12 protein-coding genes and 2 pseudogenes are annotated in these 13,596 nt (G+C 39.0%); 12 read left to right on the plus strand and 2 right to left on the minus strand.

What is annotated here, in order from left to right; genetic code table 11:
- Positions 1–64 (minus strand): annotated as a pseudogene (locus BLW93_RS09075) (GTP-binding protein); the annotation flags it as partial.
- A 303-nt stretch (positions 65–367) separates the two neighbouring features.
- Here BLW93_RS09075 and BLW93_RS08020 point away from each other — a divergent pair.
- The 8 genes from BLW93_RS08020 to BLW93_RS08055 all read left to right on the plus strand — a co-directional run bounded on the left by BLW93_RS08020 (position 368) and on the right by BLW93_RS08055 (position 9,435).
- The gene (locus BLW93_RS08020; RefSeq protein ID WP_022847301.1) at positions 368–574 is read left to right on the plus strand and encodes a cold-shock protein; all 207 of its coding nucleotides are present in this window, start codon (positions 368–370) and stop codon (positions 572–574) included.
- 180 nt (positions 575–754) lie between these two features.
- The gene (locus BLW93_RS08025; protein ID WP_076713563.1) at positions 755–1,996 is read left to right on the plus strand and encodes a DEAD/DEAH box helicase; all 1,242 of its coding nucleotides are present in this window, start codon (positions 755–757) and stop codon (positions 1,994–1,996) included.
- A 662-nt stretch (positions 1,997–2,658) separates the two neighbouring features.
- Positions 2,659–4,119 carry a tetratricopeptide repeat protein gene (locus tag BLW93_RS08030; RefSeq protein WP_076713564.1) on the plus strand — a complete coding sequence of 487 codons (1,461 nt, stop codon included), beginning with the start codon at positions 2,659–2,661 and terminating at the stop codon, positions 4,117–4,119.
- A 61-nt stretch (positions 4,120–4,180) separates the two neighbouring features.
- Positions 4,181–5,968: a thiamine pyrophosphate-dependent enzyme gene (locus BLW93_RS08035; protein WP_076713565.1), complete on the plus strand. Its 1,788-nt coding sequence runs from the start codon at positions 4,181–4,183 to the stop codon at positions 5,966–5,968.
- Entirely contained in the window at positions 5,965–6,486 is a 522-nt protein-coding gene (locus BLW93_RS08040) for a 2-oxoacid:acceptor oxidoreductase family protein (RefSeq protein ID WP_076713566.1), read from the plus strand. Before BLW93_RS08035 ends, BLW93_RS08040 begins: the two co-directional genes overlap by 4 nt.
- Positions 6,487–6,600: 114 nt before the next feature.
- Positions 6,601–8,343, plus strand: coding sequence for a carbon starvation CstA family protein (locus tag BLW93_RS08045; RefSeq protein ID WP_076713567.1), 1,743 nt, complete (start codon positions 6,601–6,603; stop codon positions 8,341–8,343).
- Positions 8,324–8,608 (plus strand): DUF7990 family protein, encoded by a 285-nt coding sequence (locus BLW93_RS08050; RefSeq protein WP_076713568.1) that lies wholly within the window; start codon positions 8,324–8,326, stop codon positions 8,606–8,608. The genes BLW93_RS08045 and BLW93_RS08050 overlap by 20 nt, the downstream gene beginning before the upstream one ends.
- Before the next feature lie 8 nt (positions 8,609–8,616).
- The gene (locus BLW93_RS08055) at positions 8,617–9,435 is read left to right on the plus strand and encodes an ArsA family ATPase (protein ID WP_076713569.1); all 819 of its coding nucleotides are present in this window, start codon (positions 8,617–8,619) and stop codon (positions 9,433–9,435) included.
- On the opposite strand, the gene BLW93_RS08060 is transcribed toward BLW93_RS08055, so the two are convergent.
- Complete coding sequence (locus tag BLW93_RS08060; RefSeq protein WP_076713570.1) at positions 9,413–10,675, minus strand: phenylacetate--CoA ligase family protein; 1,263 nt, start codon at positions 10,673–10,675, stop codon at positions 9,413–9,415. The two genes, BLW93_RS08055 and BLW93_RS08060, sit on opposite strands and share 23 nt — an antisense overlap.
- A 93-nt stretch (positions 10,676–10,768) precedes the next feature.
- Between BLW93_RS08060 and BLW93_RS08065 the strand changes: the two genes are divergently transcribed.
- From BLW93_RS08065 to BLW93_RS08920, 4 genes and pseudogenes are all read left to right on the plus strand, one after another.
- Entirely contained in the window at positions 10,769–12,070 is a 1,302-nt protein-coding gene (locus BLW93_RS08065) for a phenylacetate--CoA ligase family protein (RefSeq protein ID WP_076713571.1), read from the plus strand.
- 13 nt (positions 12,071–12,083) lie between these two features.
- Positions 12,084–12,527 (plus strand): acetolactate synthase, encoded by a 444-nt coding sequence (locus tag BLW93_RS08070; RefSeq protein WP_076713572.1) that lies wholly within the window; start codon positions 12,084–12,086, stop codon positions 12,525–12,527.
- An 11-nt stretch (positions 12,528–12,538) separates the two neighbouring features.
- A complete protein-coding gene (locus tag BLW93_RS08075) occupies positions 12,539–13,363 on the plus strand; it encodes an L-lactate permease (RefSeq protein WP_076713573.1) in 825 nt (274 codons plus the stop codon).
- A pseudogene (locus tag BLW93_RS08920) lies at positions 13,338–13,596 on the plus strand (hypothetical protein); the annotation flags it as partial. The gene BLW93_RS08075 and the pseudogene BLW93_RS08920, both read left to right, overlap by 26 nt.

Genomic DNA, 13,596 nt, shown 5'->3' on the forward strand with positions numbered 1-13,596 from the left:
CTACGTGTCCTATCGTTCCCACGTTCTTGTGGGGTTTCGTCCTTTCAAATTTTTCCTTTGCCATAGTACTTTCCTCCGCATAAAATCGGTTGTTATCCCCTGTTTGATTTCCAAAATTTAACATTTACTTCGGAAAATTCAATACCAAATTTAAAGATTTTTTTCATCTATATCTTGACTTTCGAGAATAGAATTATAAAATTACTTTAGTTGTTAATAGTTGAAGGCAGTTTACGGAACGCTCGACACAGACCAGAAAACTTTATTCGTAAATTTTAGGGTTGAAAGTTGTTGGCCTCGAAGGCATGCCGTTTCTGCCTTCGAGGCTTTTTGTATTTTACAACACGTTTTAGAGAGGTTAGGACGTATGGAGAAGCTTACAGGAACAGTAAAGTGGTTCGATTCTAAGAAGGGATACGGCTTTATTACAGCCGACAACGGTCAGGACGTATTCGTTCACTACACAGGTATTGCAGGTGAAGGTTTCAAAACCCTCGAAGAGGGAGAGAGAGTAACTTTCAACATCACAGAAACAGACAAAGGTCTGAAAGCTGTTGACGTAGAAAGAGAATAACAAATAAACCGAACTAAATCTGATTGCCACGGTGTGTCTGAAACGGCGGCACTTCCGTGGCAATTTTTATGGAAAACTACAAATTAGTTTCCTGAAAACAACAAAAGCTAGACTAGAACAATCAACAAAAATTCATATCATATGTAGTAAATTACTAATAATTTTAAGGAGAGTTAAAAGATGAGTTTTTCTTTTGAAAACCTGAGCAGGGACATTCAAGCATCACTTAAAGATATGGGATTTCAAGAACCCACACCCATACAAAAAAAAGCTATACCCATAGCCATGGAAGGATATGACATCGTCGGACAGGCACAGACAGGAACAGGAAAAACAGCAGCATTTGGCATTCCTATAGTAGAGAAACTTGGAAAAGCCAGAGGAGTGAAAGCTTTGATTCTTGTGCCAACCAGAGAACTTGCAATCCAGGTTTCTGACGAATTGTCTTCCATTGCAAAGAGAAGAAGACTTGGAATTTATCCAATATACGGCGGCGTATCCATAGGAAGACAAATTTCCCTATTAAACAAAGGTAGATGCAATGTAGCCGTTGGAACACCGGGAAGAATAAAAGATTTAATAGACAGAGGGGTTTTAGATCTTTCAAATGTCGAAGTCGTCGTCCTTGACGAAGCTGATCAAATGCTTGACATGGGATTTATTGAAGATATCGAATATATCCTCAAAAAGACGTCTGTAGAAAGGCAGACTATGCTCTTTTCGGCAACACTACCAAATGAAATTAAAAAACTTATATCCCGATACCTAAAAAGCAGCTATAAAACCGTAAGGGTAGGAAAATCTGTCATTACACCGAAAGTTAACCAGAAAATCCTGTTTGTTAAGGACAATGACAGATTAAAAGCTCTGACTAAGTTGCTAAAGGACAATAAAGATGAAACAACTATTGTTTTTGTAAAAACACGCCGCGACGCTGCTGATCTGGAAAGAAGACTCCAAGAAAAAGGCATTGATGCAAAAGCAATTCATGGAAATCTTACCCAAAGGCAAAGAGAAAATGTAATGAACGCATTCCGTAAGGGAAGAGTGAAAGTCCTTGTAGCAACTGACGTGGCAGCGAGAGGTATAGATGTAAAAGATGTCGGCATAGTTATAAACTACGAACTTCCTGAAAATCCTGAAATATACGTTCACAGAATCGGAAGAACGGGAAGAGCTGGAAGGGAAGGCACTGCGATAAGCCTTGTAACCGATAATGAAAAAAATAGAATGTATCGCATCAAAGGACTTAACAGAGTAAAGAAGGAAAAATTTAAAGGAGTAACAACGGAAGACATCAAAAAAGAAATCGCTTCTGCAAGAGTCAAACCAACATACGTGAAAATGGCAAAAGATATCCTGAACAGCAGCGAAGAACCGGTTGAAGTTGTAGCTTACCTTCTGGAAAAACTTTTATCCTGAAAAAGCGACACAAAAAAATTTATATCACATAAGTAATATTAGGCAACAATAATTATGAGGAAAAGCTTATAAACCTGTGGAAAATTTTTAAAGCATAAAACTAACAAAGAACTTTTTCAATAGAGCCGTAAATGAGAAAAGTCATACAATAACTATCGTTTACGGCTCAAGGTTTCTAACAAAAAGAAACTTGAATCCCACAGGCTTATTTCTTACACAAATTCCATTTTTCAAAGTGAACAAAAAGAAGGAAGTTGTAAAGATACTGGATAAATATGCTCAGGAAAAACTTAAAAACGGATATTTCTATAAAGCTATCTCGATGCTTAAAAGAGAATAAAACTCAATCCCAAAATGCATCCAGAGGGCAAGATTATTTTCCAGAACCTAGAAAAGTAAAAACCTGCTTTTAGAAGTGTTCAACATATTTATGGATTTTTCTGACACTAAAAAAGTAAACAAAAATACTAACGATACACAAAGATTTATAAAAACCGCCTCTTCTTATCTTCGATTTTCAAAAACATACATACGTATCACGGCAAGATAATCAGCAACAAATATTCGAAGTTCTAATTCTTTAAATAACACGGATGGACATTTCTATTATTTTTGTATTTTGTATAATTGTAGCTATCATTTATTAACTCTATGGAGGCCCGGTGGGATTTGCCAACTTTTTCAAGAAAAAGGGCACCGAAGAACTATTTCACGAGGCGGTTGCGGAAAAGAACTACCTTAAGATAGTGTCTTACGGCCGAAAATTAATGGAAAAAGGGGACGTTTCCTCCCAGGTAATCAATCCGCTTGTTGAAGCATTAATTAAAATAGGAAACAAAGATGAAGCCATAAAAATCCTCGATGATTATGCAGAAGAAAAGCTTAAAAACGGATACTACGCAGCGGCAATCGCCTTCTTGCAAAAGGCCTTAAAGCACGACCCGAACAATTTAAGGACCGTAGAGCTTCTCTCATCTGCATACGTAAAGAAAAATCTATATTACGAAGCTTTCATAGTTCTCATAGACCTTTTCAAAAAACTGTGCAAAGAGGGACGAAATGTATCAAAGATAAAAGATTCCATAGAACACTTCATCGAGAAAAATTCTCACCCAATTTTTTATGAAATGTATGCCGATGCCCTCCTTGAATCGGACAACAAAGATGAAGCTTATAAAAACTACATAATGGCAGGAAGTATGTATGCCTCTCTATCAAAATTTGAAGAGGCACTCAATGCATATCTCAAAGCGAGAGAAATCAAAACAAGCGAAATCGTCGACCAGAAGATAACCGAAATCGTAGCAAAACTTCAGGACAGCTCCACAAGACGCAAGATATTAAAAGGACTTATCCTTAACAATAGAGAAAATCTTGATCTACTCCAGACAGTTATAAAAGAGTTTACCAAAAACAACCTGCTGGACGACATAGACCAAGTCATTCTTACACTGAAAGATACAAAACTTAAATGGACAATAGCCATCTTAAGAGACATCGAAACAGGAGAAATAGAATCCGCTTTTGAAAACATAGAACAGCTCTCCAAACTTAACAAAGAGCTCGCGGAAAAACTTAAAGGAAGATTGTTTGCCAAATATCCTGAAGCCGTCGAATTTGAAAAAGAACCGGAAAGTGTCTACGGAGAAATTCCTTCTTCCGACGAAATACTCTCTTCCATATTCTCTGCCGTTGATGAAGCTGAACCTTTAGAACAGCCTGATGACAAAGGTTCTTTATTGAAAGTAGCCTCATCTTCCCACCACGTAGATAACAGAGAGATTGCAAAAACCTCAACTCAGCTCGACGGACCAATACACACAATTTCCATGGCAGAAGCAATGCTCGGGCTCGGAAATTATGAAAAAGCTATTGAGATGGCAAAGAAAGCCCTTGAGTTTCCGGAAGTTAGATTCAGAGCCATCTCATTAATAGCATCTGCTCATGTATCTCAAGGCAAATACAAAGAAGCCCTAAACCATCTTCTTGACGTGTTAAAGAAGTATCCACTATCGAACGAAGAGAAAAGAAACATAAAAGAAGCCATCGGAAAAATATATGAAGAGATAGGAGACAAACCTAAAGCCTCCTTCTGGTATAAAGAAGCCAAAAAAGAAACCTAAAAATAGAAAAAAATGCTAAAATTATTATTTCCTGAATATCTTCAGACAAAGAGAGGGAATAATGAAAAGAGCACTTCTTGGTAATGAAGCGATAGCTTACGGTTTGCTTATCGCAAATGTTGACGTGATGGCAGCATATCCCGGAACGCCAAGTTCCGAAATACTGGAAACCTATCAAAAACTCATCAAAAAACTTAATTTACCCGCTGTCGCCGAATGGTCAACAAACGAGAAAGTAGCCTTTGAAACAGCATACGCTGCAGCAGTAACGGGAAAAAGGGCCGCCTGCGGCATGAAAATGGTAGGACTTAATGTGGCTTCCGACCCTCTGATGAGCAGTGCCTACATAGGCAACAAAGGTGGTTTCCTCGTAATTTCAGCAGACGACCCCGGATTTTATAGTTCTCAAACAGAACAGGATTCTCGATACTTTGCCAAATTTGCAAGAATCCCAGCGCTTGACCCGACAGATCCCCAGGACGGACTTAAACTTGCCATATTAGGTATAGAAATATCTGAAAAATTTGAAATTCCTGTCTTACTAAGACCTGTTTTACGTGTATGTCATGGAAGACAGATAGTCGATATTACAGACTTCGAATTTAAAGGAAGAAAAGGAAACTTTGAAAGAAACATAGAAAGATGGGCAGCCGTCCCGCGAGTTCCAAGACTTAAACAGGGAATTAGTCTTCTCGCAAAATTGAAAGAAATTGAGAAGTTCAACTACAAATCCCTCATAGAGCCACAACTAAAGAAACTGAAGAACACCGAAAATCTTATTATCGCTTCAGGAACATCTTATGGATTCGCTCTCGAAGCAATAGAAGATAACCATCTAGACATTGATATTATTAAAATAGACATGCCAACTCCCCTTCCTGTAAACCTTCTTAAAAAACTCCTCGGCAGATACAAACAGGTAATCGTATTTGAAGAAACCTATCCGCTAATAGAAGAACAAATAGCACCGGTTGCAAATGTAAGAGGAAAACTTACAGGAGATGTATTCAACATAGACGAAGTTACCCATGAAAGAATAGCTGAGGGACTTAAAAATGCAGGAATACTTAAGAAAAATATCTATACCGGTAAAGGTTTTGACGACATTCCAGCTCCGCGGAAACCTACCCTGTGTCCCGGATGTCCCCACAGAACAGTATTTTACGGAATGAAAAAAGTCTTTGGAAACAACGCAATCTACCCTTCAGACATAGGATGCTACACGTTGGGACTGAATCAAAAAGCCGTTGACACCATCCTCTGTATGGGAGCATCTGCCGGACTCGCAGGTGGTTTTTCTATCTCTGACAAAAGCAAACCCATTATTGCAACAATCGGCGATTCAACATTCCTACACTCAGGAATACATCCGCTAATCAACAGTATAGCGAACAAACACAAATACATTCTGATTATCCTTGATAACAACACGGTAGCAATGACAGGCCTTCAGCCAACACCCGAGAGAACCGGGGGCGTAAGCATTGAAAAAGTGGTTGAAGGCTGCGGTGTAAAACCATTTGTTCTGGAATATGATGGTAAGGTAGAAACAACTGTTGATTTTTTCAACAAAGTTAAAGAAGCCTATAAAAACAGCGACGCTCCGGTAGTTGCCGTAGTAAAAGAATTCTGCACATTTGATAAAGAAAACGTTAAGCTTCCCGGAAAGTTTGCCAGCGTAGATCCACAAAAATGCACCGGATGTGGCTACTGTATGGATACATTCGGATGTCCCGCATTTGAATGGAAAGACGGCAAAGTCACAGTTAACAAATACTTTTGTGTCGGATGTGGCGTTTGCCTTTCTGGAGTATGTCCTTTCAATGCTTTTGTGGAGGATAAAAGATGAAATATCAAATAGTCTTAACAGGTGTTGGCGGTCAGGGAACAATATTTTTAGTTAAACTCCTTGCAAGATGTGCACTCAACAAAGGCATTCCTTTTATAGGAACAGAAACCCACGGAATGGCACAAAAAGGCGGGACAGTCATCTCCTACCTTAAGATAGGTAGCTTTCATGCACCGCTGATAGGAAAAGGACAGGCAGACCTGCTCATAGGCCTTTACCCTACAGAAACATTAAGATTTTTAGATTACTTAAAAGAATCAGCTTCCATAGTAACAAACAGTGATGATTCATTCCCAAACCTAAAAAACTTTAATTTAATCAAAGTTGACGCTTCAAAAAAAGCAGTAAAAGGAGAAATTAATCCGAAATCTTTAAACGTATTTATCCTTGGAGTCACATTAAAATATGTCAAAAACTTTCCTTTTTCCGTTGAAGAGATTGAGAAAGGAATAGAAGAATTAAACCCAAAGTTCGCAAAAGCAAACATCGAGGCACTTCATAAAGGCTTAAACTCATAAGGGGCAGTATACTGCCCCTTTCTTTTAGATAAATCATTGCATCTATTTGATTTTATCAACTATTTTTTATATAGTATTCTTTGTTTAAATCTTTTTTACATGGAGGTAGTTAAAGTGGATGCTCTGCTTCTCATGTTGGTTGTCTTTATAGGCTATATAATCGCCTACAACGTTTACGGTAAGTATGTAGGTTACAAGATTTTCGAACTGGCAACAGGAAAACCTGTGCCTTCAAAAGTTTACGAGGACGGAATAGACTTCGTACCGACCAAAAAAGAGATTATTTTCGGTCACCACTACACATCAATAGCAGGAACCGGCCCTATCGTGGGTCCTGCCATTGCCGTAATCTGGGGATGGCTCCCTGCAATTTTATGGGTATTTTTCGGCAGTATACTTATGGGAGCTGTTCATGACTTTGGAGCTCTTATTATTTCTATGAGAAACAAAGGTAAATCTATATCGGAGTTTGCAGGGAAATATATTAGTAAACGAACAAAATATCTATTCTTCGCAATCGTTTTCCTTGAACTATGGATAGTTATTGCGATTTTCGGACTTGTAATTGCCATCATATTCAACATGTTTCCCCAATCCGTATTCCCCGTATGGATGGAAATACCTATTGCCATGACCTTAGGATACCTGGTTTATAAGAAAGGAAAAAGCGTCGGTATCCTTTCAATAATTGCCCTCATCCTTATGTACATAACTATTATCATAGGTGTCTACATGCCGTTTAAACTGGGCTCTGTAGCTGGTATACCGGCAACAGGTGTCTGGACAATTATCCTGCTGATATACGCATTTATAGCTTCTGTTCTCCCGGTTACAATGCTCTTACAACCAAGGGACTACATAAACTCTCACGAACTCTTAGTAGCAATAGCACTACTCATATTCGGAATAGTAGCAAGTGCTTTTACAGGCAAACTTTCTATAGTTGCTCCAACTTATCAGGCCCATCCCCCACAGGCACCACCGCTTTGGCCTTTTCTTTTCATTACCATTGCCTGTGGTGCAATCTCCGGATTCCATTCTCTTGTTTCTTCCGGAACATCTTCAAAACAGGTTGCAGACGAACCTGACGCACTTTTTGTCGGATTTGGCTCTATGCTTATGGAAGGTGTTCTGGCAACACTCGTAATAATTGCTGTTGTAGCAGGAATTGGCATGGGTTATTTCCACAACGGGAAACTTCTAACAGGACATGCAGCGTGGCTTACCCATTACTCATCATGGACGGCGGCAAAAGGTCTCGGATCAAAACTGAGCGCTTTTATCAATGGTTCAGCCAATATGATAGAAAGCCTCGGAATTCCCGTAAGCTGGGCAATAGCAATAATGGGTGTGTTTGTCGCTTCCTTTGCAGGAACAACACTTGATACCGCAACAAGGATCCAAAGATACGTTGTTTCTGAAATATTCTCAGACATGGGATTAACCGTTTTCAAAAACCGCTACGTCGCCACCTTATTTGCCGTTCTTTCAGCGGCATTCCTGGCTTTTGCAACAGGTGCAAGTGGAAAAGGAGCTCTGACACTCTGGCCACTATTTGGTGCAGTTAACCAGACACTCGCCGGACTGGCCCTAATAGTTATTACTATCTATTTAAGATATAAAGGCGGCCTAAAGTGGATAGTCGCAGGCATTCCTGCCGTGTTTATGATAGCGGTAACATTATGGGCAAGTATTTTAAATGAAATAAACTTTATACATAAAGGTAACTACCTTCTTATTGTCGTAAACACGGTTATTTTAATAATCGTCCTGACAATAATTTTTGAAGGCGTTAAAACATTTTTCAGTATCAAAGAAGGAACTCCGGAACCGATCGATGAAGAAGCTAAAGCTTAAAGAACTCTTTAAAAAAGCCTGGGAGATAGCTGACAGTATCGGCAGAGATAGTGCCGTAAACGTAGTAGAGTCAGAAGTTGACGAGCTCGAAAAGATATTTTCACTCTTACTTTTAGGAGAGCTGGTAGGCTATCCCGGCTCTCCTTCTCACGTTTATATTCAAATGCTCCCTGTTTCTGAAAAACTGCTGATAACATTAGGAAATGCTGTAACAGAAGCAGAAGATCCTCTCGGCAAACTTTTTTCCGTATTTGACATAGATTGAGGAATTAAATGGAAAAAAGGATATTTTTCTTCACAGGAAAAGGCGGAGTTGGAAAAACAACAACATCATCAATGTTCTCTATATTTCTGGCTAACAACAATTTTAAAACGCTATTAATCTCTCTGGATCCTGCCCATAACCTGTTCGACATTTTCAAAATTCAGCCGTCTAACAATCCTGTAAAATTTAAAGAAAATCTATTTATATACGAAGCTGAACCGGAAAAATATAAAAAAATTTTCTTATCCAGAGTCCGTTCTGAAATGGAAAAAAACTTCCGTTATCTTACAGCCTTTAACCTTGAACACTACTTCAAAACCATTGAGAAATCACCTATATTACTTGAACAGGCAATGGCAACCGCATTTGAATCCCTAACAGAAAAGGAATTTGAGTGCTTTGTTTTTGACATGCCACCGTCGGCTTTATCCTATAGGTTTTTTTCACTTCCTGAAAATTCTCTCATATGGCTAGAAAACCTGACAAATTTAAGAAAAATAATTAATGACAAAAGAGAAATAATCGCACGCATAAAAAAAGAACCAATGGAAAAAGACCCTGTAATTAATAAGCTGCAAACTTTGAAGAAACAATATGAAGCATTAAAAAATAAATTTCTTAGAGCAACTGTCTTTATCGTGAAAAATCCGGATAGAATATCTTCCGTAGAAGCAGAAAGAGTGAAAGAGTGGCTAAAAGCATTAAATCTCAAGGTAAAAGTTCTCGAAAACAGAGGAAGGGATATTCCGGAAACGGCGGCACAAATTTCCATAGGAAAACTGCCGCCCGAAGTTGAAAAAACATTCAAATCTCTTTTTTCACTCTAACAGCTTTCCCGGGTGCCCGCGGAATTTCACCTTTCTTTTTCAAGGTTACCTTTATATGAAGCCCCAACGTGCTATATATCTCTTCCTCTATTCGCTCTTTCAAATACTCATCCTGTTTCTCAGATTCGATAATAAGTTTAATCGTATCCTTTCCTTCAACTTTTCCTATGATTATCTGATAATCAGGAAGAATTTCGGGATATTTCATTACTATCTCTTCAACCTGTCTCGGATAGAAACAGACACCTTTAACTTTTAGCATGTCATCTGTTCTTCCTTTTATCCTGGCAACCTTAAGATGCGTCCTTCCACATTCACACCGCTCTCTCGAAACAATTCTGGTTATGTCTCTCGTCCTGTATCTTATAAGCGGTAACCCTTCCCTTGTAAGTGTTGTAACAACCATTTCTCCTTCTTCACCGTCAGGAAGAACATATCCCGTTTCAGGATCTATTATCTCCACAATATAATGGTCTTCCCACACATGAATACCGTTATGATAATTACACTCTATTCCCAATCCAACTCCGCCGGTTTCAGTCATACCGATAATGTCAAAAGCTTCTATACCCATCTCTTTTTCTATATATCGGCGCATCTCTTCACTCCAGACTTCAGCACCGAAAATCCCCACTTTCAAAGAAGTTTCGGAAAAATCAAATCCCTCTTCTTTGGCAACCTCTATTATCCTTAAAGGATAAGAAGCGATACCCGCAAGAGCTGTGGTGTTAAAATCCTTAAAGAACTTCAACTGAAGAAGTGTTCTTCCAGGACCGATGGGAACAACGAAGCATCCTATCTTCTCCGCACCGTAATGAAAGCCAAAACCTCCGTTAAAAAGGCCAAATGAAGGAGTTATCTGTAAAACATCAGAAAATGTCAAACCTGCAGCTGCAAGACAACGAGCCATAATCTCTCCCCACTGATCAACATCTGCAGATGTGTATGGATTAACAACAGGTGTTCCTGTAGTGCCAGAAGACATGTGAAACCTGACAAAATCTTTCTGCTCACCACAGGCAAAACCAAAAGGATATCCCTTCCTCAAATCATCCTTCGTTAGAAACGGTAACCTTTTTAAATCATCAAGACTTTTTACATCTTCAGGTACAACCTTACCTATCTTCTCCCAGTAAATTCTATTTCTTTCCTTTATTCTTCTGATTGTTCTCTTTAAACGTTCAAGCTGAACTTTTTCAATAATTTCCCTCGGCAACGTTTCAAGATGTCGCTGAAACATTTATCCCTCCACTCTCAAAGATTTCAATAATTCCGCTGCTTATTTTATAATAACTTTATCTTTTGAATCTAAAAAAGAAAAAGGAGGAAAGGGATGTCCCTGAAAAAGAAAGATTACATACCTAGAGAAACCTTAGAAGCTCTTCAATTAAAAAGACTTAGAGAAACTGTTGTAAAAGCTTATTACCTTGTTCCTTTTTACAGAAAAAAATTTGATAAAGCCGGCATTGGTCCTGAAGATATACAAACTTTGGATGACCTAAAAAAACTTCCCTTCACGGTTAAACAGGATTTGAGAGACAACTATCCCTTCGGGCTCTTTGCCGTTCCGATGGAACAGATAGTCAGAATACACTCCTCTTCCGGAACAACAGGAAAACCCACGGTCGTTGGTTACACAGAGCATGACATGAAAATATGGCAAGAAGTAATGATAAGAACCTACCTTATGGCAGACGTAAACGAAAAAGATATAGTGCACAACGCCTACGGTTACGGTCTATTTACTGGAGGACTCGGATTTCACGATGCTGCACAGGCTATCGGTGCTACAGTTGTTCCTGCAAGCGGAGGTTTCACGAAAAGACAGCTTATGTTGATGAAGGACTTCGGAGCAACAATCCTGTGCTGCACTCCATCTTTTGCTCTTCATCTTGCCGAAGTTGCTAAAGAGGAGGGTTACGATCTAAAGAAAGACTTCAAATTAAGAGCCGGCTTTTTCGGAGCAGAACCGGCATCAGAAGGTCTAAAAAAAGCCGTAGCGGAAACATGGGGGATAAGATACGTAGAAGCATACGGATTATCGGAAATAATAGGTCCTGGTGTAGCAGCAACCTGCGAATATGGACATCTTCACATATTTGAAGACCATTTCATTCCGGAAATCATAGATCCTGAAACGGGAGAAGTACTCCCTGACGGAGAAGAAGGTGAACTTGTGCTCACAACAATAACTAAACAAGCACTACCTATGATACGCTACAGGACAAAAGACATAACAGTTATCCACAGAGAACCGTGCCCATGTGGAAGAACAATACTCTATATAGAAAACATAAAGGGACGCTCTGACGATATGCTCATAGTTAACGGTGTCAACGTATTTCCATCTCAGGTTGAACATGTCATAACTCAGATAGAAGGATTAACTCCGAACTACGTAATCGTTGTTGATAAAAAAGGGGTTCTTGACAAACTGGAAGTCTGGATAGAAGTAGATGAAAAACTTCTAAAAGATGGAGTGGGAAGCCTCGATTTTCTCAAGAAAAAAATAGAAGAAGATATGTTGAACAATCTCTTCATAAACGCAAAGGTTAAGTTGGTTGAACCGAAAACTCTCGAAAGAAGCATGGGCAAGGCAAAAAGAATTATAGACAGAAGAGAACTAAACATTTGAAAGGGAGGGTATAATGAAGGGCAAATATGCAATCAAACAGATATCCATATTCCTCGAGAACAGAAAAGGAAGACTTGCCGATGTGGCAAAGACACTCTCACTGGCAGACATAAACATAAGAGCTCTATTCCTGGCAGATTCTTCAGAATTCGGAATACTAAGACTCGTAGTAAACAATCCGGAAAAAGCAAAAGCCGTCCTGCTGGCAGACAATTTCGCAGCCACAGAAACAGACGTCTTTGCAGTAGAAGTAGAAGACAAACCAGGAGGATTTTACAGAATAGTAAAAGTTCTGGCCGAAAACGATATAGACGTAGAATACACTTACGCATACGCAGGCTCTTCATCAAAAGCTATTCTATTTTTTAAAGTAAAAGACACCCTTTTTGAGAAAGCCGTAAAACTGCTTGAAGAAAGCGGCGCAAAACTCCTTGAAGCCGCTTCAGTATACAATTAAGGAGGTAGCTTATGGACTTTTTCTTTGCGGTAAGCCCAATTCTTCTCGTCCTTATTGGAATGCTCCTTTTCTCCCGATCAGGCGTCTTTATGTCAGTAGCCGGCTGGATTTTTGCAGGCCTCGTAGCATGGTTATACTTTCAAACTCCTCTTTCTGTCGTAATAGGTGCAAGTATCTATGGAATAGTAAAAGCTTTCGCTATTACTTTTGCTGTAGCTTTTACTATGTTAATGATCTTCATAATGAAAGAGACTGGTGCTCTTTCTGAAATCGTCAAAACAATTCGTTCAATCACGACAAACAAAGTAGAACAAACCCTCTTCATAGGTATGGGGTTTGGTTCTTTAGCAACATCTCTTGGAGTTGTAACACCGGCTCTCTTTCCTCCTGTATTTGTGGCTCTTGGATTTACGCCTTTAGCAGCTGTTGCAATATCGATTCTCTGCTATGATCCTCTAACATCATTTGCCCTTCTATCAATTCCCATTACACTTCCTGCAAGAGTTGTATGGGGTCCATTCAATATAAGACCACCAGGAATAGTAAATCTTGAGCAATTTATCTGGGTATTTACTCAAAAAATAACTATTTTCCTACCTGTAGTATCCGTATGCTTTGCTCTTATGATGCTATACTTTGTGGGGAAGTGGGAAGCCGTAAGGAAAAACCTTATTCCGGCTGTAGTTTCAGGACTTGTCCTCTCATTATCAGCCCTAACCATGGCATACACAAAGATTGTTCCCGTTGAAGTTATAGGTGTTCTTTCCGGTTTCTTCACCATGATAGTGATCTACTTCATGTTCAGGAAAAGTGAAAAAAACAGAAACAAAACTTGACATTGCTTTTTTAAAAGCCATATCTCCGTGGCTGTTTCTATTTATATTCTCTCTTATAACCAACTATCCTCCTGTAAAAAAATTCCTGGCAAATCTACCTAGGAAATTAGAAGTTATACCAATAGTAGGAGGGAAAAATATCGATTTAAACATCTTGGTTGTGTCAATAATTTTGTGTAAACCATTAGGAGTACCTCCTGGAGAACATATCCTGAAGTTCTTCCTTAGCCTCA

It is taken from the genome of Desulfurobacterium indicum (genome assembly GCF_001968985.1).
Classification (GTDB): Bacteria; Aquificota; Aquificia; order Desulfurobacteriales; family Desulfurobacteriaceae; genus Desulfurobacterium_A; species Desulfurobacterium_A indicum.

Coding starts and splice junctions, on each gene's coding strand:
- BLW93_RS08025 (WP_076713563.1), top strand. CDS start 755: ATGAGTTTTTCTTTTGAAAACCTGAGCAGGGACATTCAAGCATCACTT.
- BLW93_RS08065 (WP_076713571.1), top strand. CDS start 10,769: ATGTCCCTGAAAAAGAAAGATTACATACCTAGAGAAACCTTAGAAGCT.
- BLW93_RS08035 (WP_076713565.1), top strand. CDS start 4,181: ATGAAAAGAGCACTTCTTGGTAATGAAGCGATAGCTTACGGTTTGCTT.
- BLW93_RS08070 (WP_076713572.1), top strand. CDS start 12,084: ATGAAGGGCAAATATGCAATCAAACAGATATCCATATTCCTCGAGAAC.
- BLW93_RS08075 (WP_076713573.1), top strand. CDS start 12,539: ATGGACTTTTTCTTTGCGGTAAGCCCAATTCTTCTCGTCCTTATTGGA.
- BLW93_RS08055 (WP_076713569.1), top strand. CDS start 8,617: ATGGAAAAAAGGATATTTTTCTTCACAGGAAAAGGCGGAGTTGGAAAA.
- BLW93_RS08020 (WP_022847301.1), top strand. CDS start 368: ATGGAGAAGCTTACAGGAACAGTAAAGTGGTTCGATTCTAAGAAGGGA.
- BLW93_RS08040 (WP_076713566.1), top strand. CDS start 5,965: ATGAAATATCAAATAGTCTTAACAGGTGTTGGCGGTCAGGGAACAATA.
- BLW93_RS08060 (WP_076713570.1), bottom strand. CDS start 10,675: ATGTTTCAGCGACATCTTGAAACGTTGCCGAGGGAAATTATTGAAAAA.
- BLW93_RS08050 (WP_076713568.1), top strand. CDS start 8,324: ATGAAGAAGCTAAAGCTTAAAGAACTCTTTAAAAAAGCCTGGGAGATA.